Source organism: Streptomyces sp. NBC_01450 (genome assembly GCF_036227505.1).
Lineage (GTDB): Bacteria > Actinomycetota > Actinomycetes > Streptomycetales > Streptomycetaceae > Streptomyces.
In genome coordinates, this window is record NZ_CP109480.1 from 2,088,089 (window position 1) to 2,105,362 (window position 17,274).

At 70.1% G+C, this 17,274-nt stretch carries 13 protein-coding genes and 1 pseudogene; 4 read left to right on the plus strand and 10 right to left on the minus strand.

Annotated elements, in window-relative coordinates; genetic code table 11:
- Positions 1 to 18: 18 nt before the first annotated feature.
- The 7 genes from OG568_RS09645 to OG568_RS09675 all read right to left on the minus strand — a co-directional run bounded on the left by OG568_RS09645 (position 19) and on the right by OG568_RS09675 (position 6,391).
- The gene (locus OG568_RS09645) at positions 19 to 978 is read right to left on the minus strand and encodes a VlmB-like protein (RefSeq protein WP_329531125.1); all 960 of its coding nucleotides are present in this window, start codon (positions 976 to 978) and stop codon (positions 19 to 21) included.
- 47 nt (positions 979 to 1,025) lie between these two features.
- Entirely contained in the window at positions 1,026 to 2,042 is a 1,017-nt protein-coding gene (locus OG568_RS09650) for a DUF2156 domain-containing protein (protein WP_329531126.1), read from the minus strand.
- Positions 2,039 to 2,506: a hypothetical protein gene (locus tag OG568_RS09655; RefSeq protein ID WP_266588429.1), complete on the minus strand. Its 468-nt coding sequence runs from the start codon at positions 2,504 to 2,506 to the stop codon at positions 2,039 to 2,041. The genes OG568_RS09650 and OG568_RS09655 overlap by 4 nt, the downstream gene beginning before the upstream one ends.
- A gap of 2 nt (positions 2,507 to 2,508) precedes the next feature.
- A complete protein-coding gene (locus tag OG568_RS09660; protein WP_329531127.1) occupies positions 2,509 to 3,423 on the minus strand; it encodes an SAM-dependent methyltransferase in 915 nt (304 codons plus the stop codon).
- A gap of 79 nt (positions 3,424 to 3,502) precedes the next feature.
- Positions 3,503 to 5,074, minus strand: a complete 1,572-nt coding sequence (locus OG568_RS09665; RefSeq protein ID WP_329531128.1) for an ABC1 kinase family protein — start codon at positions 5,072 to 5,074, stop codon at positions 3,503 to 3,505.
- Positions 5,075 to 5,207: 133 nt separating this feature from the next.
- The gene (locus OG568_RS09670; RefSeq protein ID WP_329531129.1) at positions 5,208 to 5,789 is read right to left on the minus strand and encodes a hypothetical protein; all 582 of its coding nucleotides are present in this window, start codon (positions 5,787 to 5,789) and stop codon (positions 5,208 to 5,210) included.
- A 101-nt stretch (positions 5,790 to 5,890) separates the two neighbouring features.
- On the minus strand, positions 5,891 to 6,391 hold the full coding sequence (locus OG568_RS09675) for an RNA polymerase sigma factor (RefSeq protein WP_266427362.1): 501 nt from the start codon (positions 6,389 to 6,391) through the stop codon (positions 5,891 to 5,893).
- A gap of 735 nt (positions 6,392 to 7,126) precedes the next feature.
- Here OG568_RS09675 and OG568_RS09680 point away from each other — a divergent pair.
- Positions 7,127 to 7,393: a metal-sensitive transcriptional regulator gene (locus OG568_RS09680; RefSeq protein WP_067362692.1), complete on the plus strand. Its 267-nt coding sequence runs from the start codon at positions 7,127 to 7,129 to the stop codon at positions 7,391 to 7,393.
- 104 nt (positions 7,394 to 7,497) lie between these two features.
- Here OG568_RS09680 and OG568_RS09685 read toward each other — a convergent pair whose 3' ends face one another.
- Positions 7,498 to 9,894, minus strand: a complete 2,397-nt coding sequence (locus OG568_RS09685; protein ID WP_329531130.1) for a M4 family metallopeptidase — start codon at positions 9,892 to 9,894, stop codon at positions 7,498 to 7,500.
- A 343-nt stretch (positions 9,895 to 10,237) separates the two neighbouring features.
- Between OG568_RS09685 and OG568_RS09690 the strand changes: the two are divergent.
- The 3 genes and pseudogenes from OG568_RS09690 to OG568_RS09700 all read left to right on the plus strand — a co-directional run.
- Positions 10,238 to 10,324: pseudogene (locus tag OG568_RS09690) on the plus strand (cupin); the annotation flags it as partial.
- Between the two features lie 470 nt (positions 10,325 to 10,794).
- The gene (locus OG568_RS09695; RefSeq protein ID WP_179436803.1) at positions 10,795 to 11,322 is read left to right on the plus strand and encodes an NUDIX hydrolase family protein; all 528 of its coding nucleotides are present in this window, start codon (positions 10,795 to 10,797) and stop codon (positions 11,320 to 11,322) included.
- Positions 11,323 to 11,406: 84 nt separating this feature from the next.
- Positions 11,407 to 12,951, plus strand: coding sequence for a serine/threonine-protein kinase (locus tag OG568_RS09700; RefSeq protein ID WP_329531131.1), 1,545 nt, complete (start codon positions 11,407 to 11,409; stop codon positions 12,949 to 12,951).
- Positions 12,952 to 13,030: 79 nt separating this feature from the next.
- Here OG568_RS09700 and OG568_RS09705 read toward each other — a convergent pair whose 3' ends face one another.
- Together OG568_RS09705 and OG568_RS09710 are read right to left on the minus strand one after the other, a co-directional pair.
- Positions 13,031 to 15,532, minus strand: a complete 2,502-nt coding sequence (locus OG568_RS09705) for a tryptophanase (RefSeq protein ID WP_329531132.1) — start codon at positions 15,530 to 15,532, stop codon at positions 13,031 to 13,033.
- Positions 15,533 to 15,923: 391 nt separating this feature from the next.
- Positions 15,924 to 17,270, minus strand: coding sequence for a cytochrome P450 (locus OG568_RS09710; protein WP_329531133.1), 1,347 nt, complete (start codon positions 17,268 to 17,270; stop codon positions 15,924 to 15,926).
- Between the last annotated feature and the right edge of the window lie 4 nt (positions 17,271 to 17,274).

Consider the following 17,274-nt stretch of genomic DNA (forward strand, 5'->3'; position numbering starts at 1 on the left):
CGGGTGTGCGCGGCCTGTTCACGAAGTCAGGCCCATGTCGGCGAGGCGCGCTTCCTGGGTGACACGCGACCATTCCGCGGCGGCGAGCATCCGTTCCTCGGGGGTGGTGTCGACCAGGCGGCGCCCCGGCCACAGCTCGTAGTCGCCGGGGATGTCGCGGTGCTGGTCCAGCCCCTGCTGGTAGAGCTGTTCGCGGCGGAAGGTCATCTGCTGCACCGGGAGCTCGGACCACAACCGCATCCCGCGCCGGACCAGTTCACCGATCCGCTCCAGATCCTCGGGGTGCTGCCGGACATGGCGGCGGACGATCGTGGTGCCCACGGACAGATGCCGGATCTCGTCGATGCCCGCGGCGCGTTCGATCTCGGCGGCGGGCGGGTCGAAGGGCCGCCATTTGCGCTCGCTCAGCTCGGCGGTGGGCGCGAGGACTCCTTCGACCAGGACGGTGAGGGTGATCACGCCGCCGATGTAGTCGCGTTCCTTCTCCATGACGGCCAGCCCGAACTCCTCCAGGGGATTCAGGACGGCGTCCCGGTGGACCCCGGCGAGCGACTCCATGGTGGCTTCCAACTCGTGCAGTGGTACGCCCAGTTCGAGCAGGTGGCCGCGGAACGCGTAGGCATGGCGGGCCTCGTCCATCAGCTGGGAGGTGTAGAAGTCCATCCCGGCGAGGTCGGGGGCGTACGCGACGAGGAAGGCGATGGCGCGGGCCGCCTTCTCCTCCGCCATCGAGCGGAAGGCGAGCTCCTGCATGACGGCCTGGCGCAGCGGCCCGTCCACCATCATGTGGGCCGGCACCGGTACGTCCGGGGAGCGGCCCAGGGGATCGCCGCCGAGGGTGCCTTCCGGCACGGCCCGGAACCAGTAGCCGAGGTCGCAGCCCTCCGGTGTCAGCTCGGTGCGCAGCGCGCCTTCCAGGAGACCTGGGGCGCGGTGCCGGTCGGCCTCCGCCGGGAACTTCTCGATGGATGTGGTCATTTCAGCCTTTCTGAATCACGGAAGGACGGCCGGGGCCCGGGAGCGGGTCAGACCGACTTGGTGAGGCGCATCAGCTGCCAGACGGCGCCGGGGCTCACCCGGCCCTGGAAGGCCAGGTACTCCGGTTCGATGAGCTGCGGGCGCCATTTGAGCTTGAAGGACTCCTGGGCGGCCGCCGGATAGACGGCGCGCCCCTTGGCCGCCAGCACCTCCACGCAGCGGTGCAGGAAGGTGCTGGTCGGGCCGGGCGCGGCCGTGTCCGGACCGAGCTGGACGAACGGGGTGAAGCCGAGGTGCAGCCAGCCGCAGCCCTCGTCCTGGAACTGGCGCAGAGCGGTGGCGAACAGCAGCTCCACCGTGCCGGGCGGCGCGTCCGGAAGCCGCCGCGTGAGGTCGTACAGCCAGCCGGCGTGTTCGCCGAAGACCGGTGAGTACGACACATAGCCGACCGTCCGTCCCTCGTGGACGGCGGTGAACAGGCGCCGGTGCGGTGCGCCGGGGCCGCCGCGCTCGCCGATCAGGAACTCGAGCTCCTTGACGTGCCGGCCCTTGGCGCGCAGCCAGGCGGCGTCCACCGCGTCGAGGGCCGCGGTGACGTCCTCGCCGTCCCGCTCCCCGGCGGGCACCTCGGCGACCGAAACCCCTTCTCTGCGGGCCCGGTTGACCATGTTGCGCACCTTGACCATGCGCTGGCCGCCGAGGCTGTACCCGTCGAGCGCGATACTGAAGGAGGCGCCGAACTGGTTGACGACGAAGCCGTGTCCGGCGTGCAGTTCGGCCTGCGGGCGGGAGAGCTGGACGGCGGCGACCCGGCGTCGCTCGCTGCCGGCCCGGGCGAGCAGCGCGATCAGCAGGCTCGACTGGTCCCGCACCGCGCATACCGGTCCGCCCAGTTGGAACAGATGCCGTCGGCCGGCTTCCCGGTACGGGACGAATCCGTCGACACCGTCCGTACGGAAGCGGTGGTTGCCGCTGTTCATCGCGAGGAAGGCGCTGCTGTGGCTGCCGTACCTGCGCAGCATCTCGTACGCCTCCGTGTCGGCCGGAGCCTGCGCGGCGCTCACCGCACCGCCGCCTCGTGCCAGGGGACGGTGGCGAAGTCCCGCAGCGGGCCCTGGACGGCGGGGTGCGGAACCGGCTCGAAGGACACGGTGAACGACTTGGCGAAGTTCCCGAACAGCGCCCGGTCCCCGAAGAGATGGATGGGCAGCACCAGCAGCGCCCACTCCCAGCCGTACGCCAGGACCCAGGCGCCGAGGACCGCGCCCTGCACGCTCAGGCTGTGCATGGTGTTGTAGAGCACGTAGTAGACGCGGGAGACCCGCTGGTCGGGGCTGCGGTGGTAGGCGAGCGCGCCCGGCAGATAGCCGATGACGTCGACGTAGGCGAACAGGACGGCGGCGACCCACCAGCGCACCTCGGCCAGGTGCGCGAGGAAGAATCCTGCCGCCACCAGGAGTCCGAGCAGGTATTCGAGGCGCAGCAGCCGGTAGGTGGTGGGGGTCTGGCAGAGGTTGTGGCCGTCCACGGTCACCGCCCGCCGGCCGGGCTCGTCCCGTCGTCCGAGGTCGCCCCGCTGTCCGGAATCGTCGCGGTGACCAGGATCATGCTGTCCGTCTCGACCCCCGAGAACGCGGCCAGATGCGGGGCGAACCGCTCGACGGCGTACGGCAGGGCCAGCAGGTCCGCGACCCGCACCTGCCAGCCGTAGCCGCCCCACCAGCGCTCCGCGTCCGCGAGGTGCCACACCCACGGGGTCCCCGAGCCGGACAGGGCTTCCAGCCAGGGCTTCACGAAGGGCGAGTCGGCGGTGTCCGCGTTGAGGCACTCGGCGCCGAGGCTGCTGCCCGGCGCGGAGAGCGCGCTCACCGTGCCGATCAGGCGCTCCACCGCCTCCGGGGCCAGGTAGAAGAGCAGCCCCTCGCACAGCCAGGCGGCCGGCCGGCCGGGGTCGAACCCTGCGGCGAGCAGCGCGCCGCGCCAGTCGCCGAGCAGGTCGGCGGCGACCGTGGTGCGCCGGGCGGAGTCCGGCGTACGTCCCTCGACGACCCGTTCCTTGAAGGTCTGTACGGCCGGCAGATCGACCTCGAAGACATGGGTTCCGGCGGGCCAGTCGAGCCGGAAGGCCCGGGTGTCGAGCCCCGCTCCCAGCAGGACGACCTGCGCGCGCCCCTCCCGGGTCGTGGCGAGCAGATGGTCGTCGAAGAAGCGGGTGCGCACGGCCAGCCAGTCGGGCAGCACCCGCTGCAGAACGCCGGCTCCCGGCGGGGCGCCGGCCGCCCCGGCCGCGTCCAGGAACTCGCCCGCGAGCCGGTCGTCGAAGAGGGCGTCCGTCCGCGCGGACTCCTGGGCCCGCATGCGGACGGTCCACAGGGCCGTCTCCGAGACCCCGTCCAGGGCGCCGGGAGCCGCTTCGCGCTGAGCGTCGTGTTGCTGCATGGGCATGGGTGATTCCTTTGTGCGTACGGTTGACATGGGCTGTGGATGTGGGGCCGCCGACGGTGGATCGGGGGGCGGGGGTGGGTCAGCGGGGTGCGCGGCGGCGGTCGAGGAACAGGGCCGCGGCGCCCAGCGCCATCAGGCCGCGCGAGGGTGACCAGGGCCGCTGTCCGCCCATGGAGGAGGGCGTGTGCGGCTCGTGGAGCTGGAGCGCGAACTGACGGTTGGCCGCGTCGGAGAGCAGCCCGCGCCACTGTTCGGGGGCGGACGCGGCGGCCGAGAGCAGGTCCATCGTGTTGCGGGCGACCTGGTCCACGGAGAAGTACTCGCGGATCAGGGCCAGGATGATCCCGCGCGCCTCCGCCTTGAAGACCTCCGCGAGAGCGATGTCCGGCGCGAGGCAGCGCACAGAACCCTCCAGGTTCGCGAAGGACTTGCCGAGCAGGGAGATGGCGGGCGCCGAGCCGATGCCCCGCCGGGTCGCCTTCTCCAGGACGGTGGTCAGGGACACCCCGAAGTTGATGTCCTCCAGGGAGGCGGTGGCGACCTTGGGGACCAGCGCGGCCATGTCGGCGGCGAACGCGGGCAGGTTCGACCAGGCGGTGACCCGGCCCATGTCCGCCCACGCGTGGGCGAGGCCGTGGCCGTCGTTCTGGGCGATGGCCATGAGCAGCGGAAGCAGTTGGAGGCTGGTGCGCCGGTCGAGGCGGCCGACCATGCCCCAGTCGATGAGGGTGGCCGGGCCGCCGGGCAGCGCGAAGACGTTGCCCGCGTGCGGGTCGGCGTGGAACATCCGGTCGACGAAGTACCCGCGGTACATGAACCGCAGCAGGTCCTTGCCGATGTCCGTGCGCTCGCGGTCGCTGAACGAGCGGCGGTCGAGATGGCGTACGGAGGTGCCGGGCGCCAGCGACTGGATCAGCACCTTGGGGGTGGCGTGGACGACCCGGGGCACGGACAGTGACGGATAGCGGCGGATGTTCTCGCGGGCCTCGTCCATGTTGCGGGCCTCGCCGGTGAAGTCCAGCTCGGGTTCCATCGCGTCGAAGATGGAGCCGAGCATCGCCTCGACGTCGATGACCTCGTTGAAGCGGGGTGCGGTGCGGGCGACGATCCGGGACGCCTTGCGCATCAGGGCCATGTCCGCGCGGACGGTGTCCCGGATGCCGGGCCGCTGGATCTTCACCACGGCGGGCCGGCCGCCGGGCAGGGTCACCCGGTAGACCTGGGCCAGCGAGGCCGCCCCGAGCGGGCGGACCGTCTCGATGTCGTCGAAGCGGCGTTTCCAGTCCGTTCCCAACTCCTCCTGGAGCACGGGCTCGAAGAGGGCGAAGGGCTGGACGTCGACCTGGTCGTGGAGGTTCTGCAGTTCGCCGATCATGGCGGCGGGCACCATGTCGGGCCGGGTGGAGAGGATCTGGCCGAGCTTGACGTAGAACGGGCCGAGGCTCTCCAGGGCGTGCCGCACCGCCTTCGCACGGCGTGCCCCGTCCACGGAGGTGGTCCCGTCCCCGGCGGAGGCCTCGGCTTCCGCCGGGGAGTTCGGATCCTGCCGGGACCGCCGGCGCTCCCGCGTCACCTGGCCGACCTCGTCGGCGACGAGGCTTCCCAGCACCTTCACAACCAGCCGGAGCCGACTGCCGAGCATGGCACCCATGTGTCACAACCTCCTGTGCCTGACGAGTTCCGTCGGTCATCCGTGCGATCGCCCACGCACGTGGGTCATGCGGCGCGATCACTCACCCGGGGTGAGGCGGTACGCGCCCGGTGAGCCCCGGATCAGTGGCGGCTCAGCCGCTCTTCCTCGCCGCCGGTGCCCGCCCAGCGCCCGTCATGGCGCCGGCCACCCCCTGGACGCCCTCCAGCACGTTCACCAGGGAGGCGACGAGCTCGGAGAGCTGGGCGATCTGCCGGGGCAGCGCGGCCAGGCCCTCCGCCATGTCGGCCGCTCCCGAGACGGCCGAGGCCGCCCCGCCGGCGACGTGTCCGAGGGCGCCCAGCGGATTGGCACCGCCGAGGGCACCGAGCGGGTTCGCGCCGCCGCCCGCGAGGGCCGCGAGCGGATTGGGCGCTCCGCCGGCCAGTGCGGCCAGCGGGTTGGCGGCGCCGATGCCGGCCGCGGCGTTGGCCGCGTTGGCGAGTGCGGCCACGGGGTTGGCCACGCCGCCGAGGGCGGACAGCGCGCTGACCGTCCGCAGCACATCGCCGGGGAGTCCGTTCAGCGCCTGATACGGATTTCCCGGGGTGAGCCAGTCCGTGGAATGCGAATCATCACCCTTCCGGTCGAGAATTTCGTCGAATGCCTTCTTGGTGCTGTCGGCGATATCGCCGATGAAATCCTTGATGGTGTCCTGGGTGTTATTCTTGCTCACGGTCACTACCCTTTCCATCTCATCCGCACTCCCGGAATTCGGGAGCCGTTTTCGTCCCCGCGCCCGGCGTGCGCCGGGCACGGAAGGAAGGCGGAAATCCGTTATGCCGCTGCGCCGTCGAGCGCCCTGGCGCAGAGCAGCCGCAACCGAGCCCGCCCCCGGGTGAACGCGCCTTCGGCCGCCTTGACCGAGATCTGGTGCATGCGGGCGAATTCCAGCGTGGAGATCCCATGGGCGCGGGCGAGGACCACCTGCCGCTCCCGGCCCCGCAGGAGGTGGACCTGACCGAGCAGCCAGCGCCCGAAGTCCTGGTCGCACACGCCTTCATCCGGCAGCTCGGGCCCGCCCACGTCCGCCGCTCGGCGCAACAGCCGCCGCCTCCGCTCCAGTTCGCGGTAGTGGTCCACGCAAAGACGCAGGGCGACCGAGGTCAGAAAGGGACCGATCCGGTCCCGGTCGAGGTTGCCGTGGGCGGCCGCTCTGAGCATCGCTTCCTGAACGCAGTCCTCCGCGTCCTGAGCATTCGGCAGCCGGCGGCGGACCAGCCTCATCAGGCGCTCCCGGTGACTGGCGATCACATCCCAGGAGAACTCCCGCCGCACCTCTTCCTGGGGTTCGTGGCTTGCTCGATCATTCGGTCGATCGACGATTCCGCGCTCATCTAAGTGGTCTAGCAATTCCCTGTGATCCATGACCCCGAGATTGATTTCTTGGTGCGAATCGAAATATTCGCACGGCCTATCCCCCACCCGTCGCGAAGGTTCTTTTCCGAGTCAACACACCAACAAACCAAAGAGAATGTGTACCACTCATCCGCATGGAAAACGGAGGATCATGTTCCGGCGCACCCCGTACCGTGCTACACATTTCACACATACACCTGCGGCACCTCACGCCTGCGGAAACGTCACGCCATAAGCGGGGCCGCACCAAAAGGGCGCCGAAATCACATCCGCCTCAGCGGCGCGCGGGGCGATCGCGCCAAAATCCCCGGCCGCGGACGGACACCCGAAGGCCGGCCCCGAACCACGGTGAGGGCCTGGGGACGGGCCAGGCCGCCCCGAGGGGCCGCCGCCACCCCCGGAGTCGTCGCGGTAGTCTGGCTCGTTCTCGCCGCCGGGCCCGACACCCTCGCCCCTCGGCGACCTCCCGCCAAGGGGCAGCCAGGTGGACCGAACCCGGTTGACGATCCCGCGATAAAGAAGGTCATCGGACCGCCCTGGTATCGGTGACCCCGGGACACCCCCGGTATCGGTGGCCCCGGGACAACCCCGGATCATTGATACCCCAGGGGGTAAACTGAGCAGCACGACCCGAGGAGGACCCACCCCATGGCCATGTCCGTCGACGAGGAAGCCAGTACCGCGATCCTCAACCGCCTGCGCCGCGCCCAGGGGCAGCTCGCCGGTGTCATCGCCATGATCGAGGCGGGCCGCGACTGCAAGGACGTGGTCACCCAGCTCGCCGCCGTCTCCCGCGCCCTCGACCGCGCCGGATTCAAGATCGTCGCCAGCGGGATGCGCCAGTGCATGGCGGCGGCCGACGGCGAGACACCCCCGATGTCCGAGGCCGAACTCGAGAAGCTCTTCCTCGCCCTCGCCTGATCCGGGACGGTCCGACGACATACCGCAGCGACGTGGGTCACCCGGCGGGTGACCCACGTCGCTGCTGTTGCCGGGGAGGCGTCAGACGGTGTCGATCGGATCGGTCAGCTGGTCGTGACGGCGGTGTCGTCGACGACGAAGCTGGTCTGGAGCGAGGAGTCCTCGACGCCGCTGAACTTCAGGGCGACGGTGGTACCGGCGAACGAGGACAGGTCGAAGGTCTTCTGTGTGTACCCCGTGGCCTTGTTGAGGTTGGAGTACGTCGCCAGCGTGGTGGTGCCGGCGGTGACCGTCAGCTTGTCGTACGCGGTGCTGGTGGTCGTCTCGGCGCTGTCGATGTGCAGGTAGAAGGTGAAGCTGGCCTTGCAGCCTGACGGGATCGTCACCGACTGGGAGAGCGTGTCGGTGTGCGTCGAGCCGTAGCCGTCCAGCCAGGCCTTGTACGAACCGGCGTGCGCCGCCTGGCTGCTGGAGTTGGTGATGACACCGCTGGTCGCGGTCCAGGTGGTGTTGCCCGACTCGAAGCCGGGGTTGCCGAGCAGCTGGGTCGAGGTGCAGGTGCCGCCGCCTCCGGAGGAGCTGACGGTCCAGGTGAAGGACGCCGTTCCGGTGGCCCCGGTGCTGTCCGTGACGGTGACCGTGCTGCTGTACGTCCCGGCGGTGGTCGGCGTCCCGGTGATCGCTCCCGTGGAGCTGCTGATCGACAGGCCGGTGGGCAGCCCGGTCGCGGCGTAGCTCAGGGAGCCGGTGTTGGTGCTGCTGGCCGAGATCTGCAGGCTCACCGCGGTGCCGACGGTGGAGGACTGGCTGCCCGGGTTGGTGACGGTCACCCCGCTCGACGGCGGCGTGACATGGCTGCCGACGTTGATGCCCGCGAAGGCGTTCGCCACACCCGCGTACTGGGTGGAGCTCGCGCCGTACAGGGCGGTGGCCGCGTTCAGGGCGGCGGTGCGGGCCCCGGCGTAGTTGGTGCTGGACGTCATGTACGTCGTCAGCGCCTTGTACCAGATCTGCAGGGCGGCGGCCCGGCCGATGCCCGCGACGGCGACCCCGTCGGAGGTCGGGCTGTTGTACGTGACGCCGTTGATGGTCTTGGTACCGCTGCCCTCGGAGAGCAGGTAGAACATGTGGTTCGCCGGGCCCGAGGAGTAGTGCACGTCCAGGTTGCCGACACCGGAGTACCAACTGTCGGCGGAGCCGCCGTCCTTGTCGGGCTCGTCCATGTAACGCAGCGGCGTGCCGTCGCCGTTGATGTCGATCTTCTCGCCGATGAGGTAGTCGCCGACGTCGCTGGAGTTGCCCGCGTAGAACTCCACGCCGGTGCCGAAGATGTCGGACGTGGCCTCGTTGAGGCCGCCGGACTCACCGGTGTAGTCCAGGCCCGCGGTGTTGGAGGTGACGCCGTGGCTCATCTCGTGGCCCGCGACGTCGAGCGAGGTGAGCGCGTGAGTGCTGCCCGAGCCGTCGCCATAGGTCATGCAGAAGCAGTCGTCGTCCCAGAAGGCGTTGACGTACGCCGTGCTGTAGTGGACGCGCGAGTAGGCGGCGACGCCGTCGTTCTTGATGCCGCTGCGGCCGAAGGTGTTCTTGTAGAAGTCCCAGGTCTCCTGGGCGCCGTAGGCGGCGTCCGCGCCGGCGGTCTGGGTGTTCGAGCCGGATCCGGTGCCCCACGTGTCGTCGGCGTCGGTCATCAACGTACCCGTGCCCGACGTGCCGTTGTTGAGGCTGTACGTCTTGTGACCGCCGCGCGTGGTGTCGTACAGCTGGTACGTCGAACCGGACAGCGTGGTGTTCAGCGTGACCGTGCCGCTGTACTGGGTGTTGCCCGTGCCGGTCTTGATGCCCTGGTAGCGGTAGAGCTCCTGGCCGCTGGTGGCGTCGGTGATGACGTGCAGCTGGCTCGGGGTGCCGTCGTCCTGGAGGCCGCCGATCACGGTCTCCCAGGCAAGTTTCGGGGTGCCGCTGCCGGCCCAGATCACCTTGCGGGCGCTGTCCGTGGTGGGCTTCTCGGCGGCCAGGGACTTGGCTGCCTTCAGCGCCTTGCTCGCGGCGGCGGACTTGGTGAAGGTCGCGGTGGTGGAGGCGACCTTGATGGTCCGCTTGTTGTTGAAGGTGCTGCTCACCGTGCCGGCGGCGAGAGAGGCCGGCGGGGTGTGGATGATCACGTCGCCGCCCAGCACCGGCAGGCCGGCGTAGGTGCGCTCGTAGCGGGTGTGGAGCGTGCCGTCCTGGTCCTTGACGACGTCCTTGACGACCAGCTTCTCCTTGGCCCCGAGGCCCAGGGTGCCGGCGGTCGCCGTGGTCTGCTGCGCCGCGCTCTTCAGCAGTGCCGAGTGCTGGGCCGGGGTGAGCTTGGCCTCCAGGCCTCCGGTGCGCAGCGGACTGGGGTGGGGGGCGGCAGGCTTGGCGGCGGCGGGGACCGTCTGTATGCCGACGGCCAGGAACGCGGCGGTGACCGCCAGCGCTCCGGCTGCGGCCGCCTGACGGGGAATTCGTCTCACTCGTACTCCTACTGCTGCGGCCGCGCGTCGACGGCCGGTGACAGACCCGGGCAGACGGGATGTGCTGACCGGGACGAGCTGAGCAGTGCGGTGCGGGGCCCCTGCGCAGACCGTGTGAGGCCTGTCCGGCAGGTGAGGAAGAAGAATGGCAGCTTGACCAAGACATGTCATGCAGACCGGGGGCAATCGAGGGTTAACCCTCGACGACGTACACGTGGGGCGCGCGTACGACGTTCACGCGGGGCGCGGGCGAAGTGGTGTCACTCGAATGGCGGCACCCGGTGGACAGGCACAGGATGGGGTGGAGGGGGCGTGCGCGGCCGGATGGGAGTGAGCCGTCAGGATGGAGGTCAAGACGGCCGAAAAGCCTGAAGAGCGGCGCGATTTCCCGCGCGGCCACCTCTGGGTCGTCCACCTCACCGGCCTCGATCTCACCGGAGGCATGGCGGCGGAGTACGCGAAGGCGGAACGGGGATAACCCCAAAGAGCACGGCATCGCGCCGAACCGTGCCCCCGGGGTCGGCATCCCTCCCTGGTAGTACGACCGGGTCTCACGCCTGCTCCTCAGGGAGAGGGGCGGGTGCCCCGTGAGCACGACGCGCGTGAGCGCGGCGGCGTGGAAGCTGGTCGTACGAATCCGAGGAGGCCACCATGAACCGCCAGATCCGCATTCGCCCCAGCCGCCGCCCCACCACCGAGCGCGACGTGACGATCGACCGCAGGACACCGTCGGGTCGCCTGCTGCCCTACTGATACGACGGCTGCCCCACTGATCCCGTCGGCCGGCGTATCCGTTCCGCCGCGCGCACGTTGTGGGTGATGACAATGGCCACCAGACACCACGGCGAACACCGCGCGCGGATCCGGAAGGGTTGAAAGTATGATCACCCAATGTCTGACATGACCGAGACCACGCCGGGCTGGCTGACGCCCGACGAACTCGAAAGCGCGCGCGCACGCATGCCGATCCTGTACGTCGAGGCCGTGCCGGTCCGCGTCGACGACAACGGCGAAGTCACCAGCATCGGACTGCTGCTGCGCATAGGGCCGGACGGGACGGTCAGCCGCACCGTCGTCTCGGGCCGGGTACTGCACCACGAGCGGGTCAGGGACGCCCTCCTGCGTCATCTGGAGAAGGACCTCGGCCCGGTGGCGCTCCCCCGCATCCCGACCTCCCTACAGCCCTTCACCGTCGCCGAGTACTTCCCCACGGTGGGCGTCACACCGTTCCACGACCCCCGCCAGCACGCGGTCTCCCTCGCCTACATCGTCCCGGTGACCGGTGACTGCCGCCCCCGGCAGGACGCCCTCGACCTGGTCTGGTTCACCCCTGAGGAGGCCTCGTCACCCGCGGTCCTGGACGAGATGCCGGGCGGCCACGGAGCCCTTCTCAAGCAGGCCCTGGCCCATGTGGGCCGGCTGTCCTGACCTCAGGCCTCCGCTAGAGTCGGCGCGGTCCCCCGTCAGACGGGCTGTCGCGGGGCGGTCCTGCGCTGGGGGATGACGGGCACGATGCGGTTCGAGCGAGTGCGGCTGGCCGGGTACGAGGTCCAGGAGGTCCTGGGCCGGGGCGGGTTCGCCACGGTGTACCGGGCGCGGCAGCTGGCCGTGGGCCGCGAGGTGGCTCTCAAGGTGGACAGCAGGGTGCTCGAATCGCCCCGCGACCGGCAGCGGTTCATGCGCGAGGTCACCGCCGCCGGGCAGTTGTCCGGGCATCCGCACGTGGTCCCGGTGTACGACGCCGGGGTACTCGGCGACAACCGCCCGTACATGGTGCTCGAACTGTGCCCGGGCGGCTCCTTGGGTGATCGTCTGCACCTCCAGGGCCCCCTGTCCGTCAAGGAGGCCCGCGACATCGGCGTGGGCATAGCCGACGCGGTGGCCGCGGCGCACTCCGCCGGGGTGCTGCACCGGGACATCAAACCCGGCAACATCATGATCAACCGGTACGGCGGTGTCGCCCTCGCCGACTTCGGCCTGGCGGCCATGCCCCGGCCGGACCGGGAACTGTCGGTCACCCGGGAGGCGTTGACCCCGGCGTACGCCCCGCCCGAGGCCTTCCATCTGGCCGAACCGACCCCGGCGGGCGATGTGTACTCGCTCGCCGCCACGGTCTACGCCCTGCTGCGGGGCCGCCCGCCGCACTTCCCCGAGGACGGCACCCAGCTCAGTCTCGCGGAACTCATCGTGCGGCACACCTGGCCCTACCCCGACCTGCCCGGAGTACCGACGGCCCTCAACGAGGCGCTCGGGCAGGCCCTGGTGGCGGACCCGGCGCGCCGGCTGTCCGATGCCGGGGCACTGCGTGACGCGCTCGCCGCCGTCGACGTGGACAGCCCGGACCGGGTCGGCTTCGGCCCCGTACCCGGCCGGACCACCACCGTGCCCGCGCACCGGGACACCCCACCGCCGCCCGAACCCGGTCCGCCGGGCACGACCACCGTGCCGAGGCCGCCGGATCCGAAGAGGAAGGGGCGGCGGCGCCAACTGATCGCCGCGGTGGCCGCGGTGGCGGTCTCGGTGAGCGTGTCGGTCACCCTGATCACCTACCAGGACCGAGGGTCCGACATCCCCAAGTCCCCCTCGACCGCGTCCCGACCGTCCGTCACCCCGTCCGCCGTGACCGCGGGGTTCGGCGGGGTGTCGACCACCACCCGGGACTGCCCCGCCGTCGCGGTCGACGGCGCGGACGGCCGGTGCGTCGCGACCCCCGAGTGCTGGAGCGGCATCACCGACGTCTCGGGCACGATCACCGTCAGCCTCGCGGACTGCCGCGTGAAGCACGTGTGGGAGACCTTCGCCATCGCCCCGCTTCCCAAGGACGGCACGACGAACAACGCCCGGGACCTGATCAAGCACCCCACCGTCCAGGCGCTGTGCTCACGCAAGGTCATGCTGAAGTCCAGGACGGCCACCGGACGGGCCGTCACAAGCCGGTGGAGCACGGACATCCTGCCGCCGACCGCCCAGCAGTGGGCCGACGGACTCCGGGTCTTCCGCTGTGTCGCCCACGCGGCCACGGAGGACGGGGAGATCACCGACAGCCACTTCGGGTAGCGGCCGCGGACGAGCCGATGCCGGGTCACGTCGACGACGTGACCCGGCATCGGCCTCGGAGCGCTGTCGCCCCCGCCCGCTAGACGGTCACCGGCTGGAGCTTGGCGCTGAAGTGCCGCAGGATCGGGGACTGTTCCACGATCCGGTAGCCGTGCACGGAGTCCGCGTTCTTGGCGATGGTCTCCAGGGTTCTGCCGACGTGGTCGTAGTGGCTGCGGGTGTAGACGCGACGCGGCAGCGCCAGCCTCACCAGCTCGTACGGGGGACTCTTCACCGGGTTCCCGTCCTCGTCCTCCTCACCGAGGTACAGCGAGCCCAGTTCGGCCGACCGGATGCCGCCCTCCAGGTAGAGCCGGCAGGCGAGGGCGTGGCCGGGGTACTGGTGGGGCGGTATGTGGGGCAGCAGCCGGCCGGCGTTGAGGTAGATGGCGTGCAGACCGGGTGGCTCGAGGATGTCCACGCCGGCGGCGCGGACCCGCTGGGCCAGGTGGTCGGCGATCTCCGCCCGCTCCGCGAGGTAGGAAGGTTCGGTCACCTCCTGCAGACCCTGGGCGATCATGTCGAGGTCGCGTCCGGCCAGACCCCCGTAGGTGGGGAACCCCTCGGTGGCGATGAGGAGGAGTTGGCACTTCTGGGCGAGTTCCGGATCGTTCAGTCCGATGAAGCCGCCGATGTGGACGATGCCGTCCTTCTTGGCGCTCATCACACAGCCGTCGGCCAGACGGAACGCCTCTTCGGCGACCTGACGCGGGGTGCGGTCCTTGTACGCCGCCTCGTGCCGGGTGACCAGCCAGGCGTTCTCGGCGAACCGGGCGGCGTCCAGGATCAGGGGGACGCCGTGCCGACGGCAGAGTTCGGAGGTCCGCTTCAGGTTCTCCATGGAGACGGGCTGACCGCCGCCGCCGTTGTTGGTGATGGTCATGACCACCGCGGCGACCCGCGAGCCGGTCGTCTCGGTCAGCCCCCGCTCCAGGGCCTCGAGGTCGATGTTCCCCTTGAAGGGTTCCAGGCTGTCCAGGTCCCGTGCCTCGGCGCAGGGCAGGTCGCGGGCCACACAGCCCGCCAGCTCCACGTTGGCACGGGTGGTGTCGAAGTGCGTGTTGGACAGGACGGTGTCGCCGGGCTTGAGGAGGTTGGAGAACAGAAGTCGCTCCGCCGCGCGCCCTTGGTGGGCCGGCAGGATGTGGCTGTAGCCGGTCAGTTCCGTCACCGTGTCGCGGAATCGGTAGAAGGAGCGCGAGCCCGCGTAGGACTCGTCACCGGCCATGCCCACGGCGAGCTGCGCCGCGGACAGCGCACCGGTCCCCGAGTCGCTCAGCAGATCGATGGTCACCTCTTCCGCACGCAGATCGAACAGGTTGTAGTGGACTCGTTCGACTGCCGCCTTGCGCTGCTGGGGGGTGGTGAGCGGGATAGGTTCGACGACCTTGATCCGGTACGGCTCCATCCTGATTTCTGCGCCTGCCTTTCCGTTTCCTACTGAGTGGAGGGTCTCGCGCGGCTCGGTGCCCGCCGTGCGATGGGGGAAGAACGTCTGATGGGGCGACTGGGCCCGCACCGGCGGTCGTACCTGGTACGCCTCCGAGGAGATGTACGCGGTCACGCGCGGCGGTCGGCCATGCTCGTGGACCAGCGCCAGATAGGCGATGAGCCCCACGCCGTCGTGCAGCAGTCGCGAGGTGACGGTGGCCAGCGACCGGTCGAGCGCCGTGGTGTCCATGCCGTGTCGGCGCAGCACGGCCACCGCTCGCGCGTAGGCCTCCCCGTCGTGCCGGACATAGTCCCTGACCGGCACGTGGAGGGTGAAGCCGCTCGGCAGACCGGTCACTGACTCCGTGAAGGAGTGGCAGGAGAGCACGGGGCGCCCCTCCAGCCGTACGCCTTCCGCGGCACCGGGGTGTTGCGCCGAGCTGTCTAGCCCCGCCGCGACCCGCAGGAACTCCCGTACGGTCTCGGGCCGGGGGCCGGGGTCCGTGCGGGACAGCTCACCGGCGTCGGCGGCGGCCAGGTTGCGATGGGTGACGTAGACCTTGACCCGGGGTGTCTCCCAGTCCCCGAGGTCGAGGGCGAGGAACGGATAGCCGTCGGCCCGGGGCAGTGCGGCGAACGCCTGCCGGTGGCCGAGCCTGTCCAGTGCCTCACGGACCGTCTCGGCGGCCCGATCCGCCCCGGACGCCGCCGGGTTGAGATAGACCTTGACCTTGGGGACTCCGCCGGGCCGCAACTCCAGGGCCAGCCAGAGCGCCAGCGGGCCCTCGGGGACCGGTGGGAAGAACAGGTCCTCCAGCCGGTCGAGTTGGTCGGTGGCGAAGCCCCAGCGCTCCGCCATGTCCCGGACCACACGCAGTCCGGCGCGGCCGTTCTCCGCCAGGCCTTCGGCGCCGTACCCCGGTTCCAGCAGCACGCGCAGGGTCGGGGGCGCGTCCGGCACGAAGGCGAGGGAGTACTCCACCGGCGTGTGGTCGTCGGACAGGAAACTCGGGTAGGACGGCGGTTCGCCCAACGGACGCTCCGCCACGGGACCGAGACAGTCGGTCAGGACACGCGCGTAGATCTCGCTGTCGGACGGTTCGAGACCCATGGCTTGGCACAGCCGGAGTAACTGGTCGGACACGTAACCGCCGAGCGGTTGCGTCGCCGAGACCGGTCCACCCCCTGTGCGGGAGGTGATCATCGGCCCACCGCGCGGGTGGGCCCGGGGAGGAGGGCAAAAAGATACCCGCCCGTACGGGCGGGTATCTCGCCATCCGGCGTGGGTGGTGCGACGGGTATGACGCGGAGGTCGAAGCGCCCCCGGTAGGTCTGTCGTCGGGGACGGAGCGTGGCTGCGAAGTGCTGTGCTGAAGTGGCGTCAGTGGTCGAGGGCTCCACGACACCTCCTTAACTTGTGATCAACACGATTGCCGCGCTCTTCCCTACCCCTCCGGTTGAATATTGATGCAGTGCAAGAATGTTGGTGGCTGTTGCGTAGCTCACGCTTTCCACCAGGACAGGAACGAACTCCACAGCCCGCCACGATCGTGCCGGCCCTGCGCGCCTCCTTGGTCGCCGCGCGCCGAGGTCTCCGGACGCTGCTGCGAGTCGGGCTGCCGGGTGGCCCGTACGGGGGTGAAGCGGGCCGGAAGCGCGGCCAGCGCCCGGTTGAAGGGGCCGGGACGCCAGGTCAGACTGTCCTCGGGCACCGCCAGTTCGACATCGGGCAGCCGGTTGAAGAGGTTCTCGATGGCCGTCACGGTGATGAGCCGGGCGGGGTCCTTGGCCGGGCAGGCATGCGGTCCCGCGCTCCACGCCAGGTGGGAGCGGTTGCTGGAGGCATGACGGGACGCCGCGAGCGCCGGGTCGGTGTTGGCGGCCGCGAAACTGACCAGCACCAGGTCGCCCGCAGCCAGCTTCTGTCCCCCGAACTCCATGTCGGCCGCCGGGTAGTGCGGCGCGTAGTTCGCCATGGGCGGGTTCTTCCACAGCGTGGTGTCGATGGCCTCGTCGATCAACCCGCCCGCCGCGTAACGGTCGTTGGTCAGCAGCAGGTGCAGGGTGTTGGAGATGAGGTTGCGCAGCGGCTCCGCGCCCGCGCCCAGGAGCAGGACGAGTTGGTGAGCCATCTCCTCGTTGGTCAGGCGCGCCTGATGCTGCATCAGCCAGGAGGTGACGTCGTCGCCGGGCCGGGTCCGCTTGAGGGCCACCAGCTCGCCCACGGCCTGACCGAGCACCTCGTTCGCCTTCTCGGCGTTCACACCGTCGAAAATGCCGGATATACCGAAGAGGACCCGGTCGCCGATCTCCGCGGGGCAGCCGAAGAGTTCGTTGAACACGAAAAGCGGCAGCAGCTTGGCGTAGTCGTTGAGCAGATCGGCCGAACCACGGGTGTGGAACTGGGCGATGAGGTAATTGGAGACCCGCTCGGCACTCTGGCTCAGCCAATGCGAATCGACCCGCGCGAAACTGTCCGTGATCGCCTGCCGCAGCCGCATGTGGTCGGCCCCGTCACTGAACATGGCGTTGGGCCGGTACGCCAGAAGCGGAAGCACCGGACTGTCCGGACTGATCACACCTTCGTTGAAATCCCGCCAGCGGCGCGAGTCCTTCCGGAAGGCACCCGCGTTCTGGAGCAACTGGAGCGCCACCGAGTAATCCGTGACCAGGGTCGCCTCGACGCCGGGGGCGAGTTCCACCGGAGCGGTCGGCCCGTAGTGACGCATGTACTCGTAATAGGCTTGCGGATCGGCCGCGAACTCCGACCCGTGCAACGGCACCGGCTCACCCGTGGCATGAGCCGGGCAGCCGGGTGGTGGCACAGGGACGGTGGATTCAGTGTTCATGCTT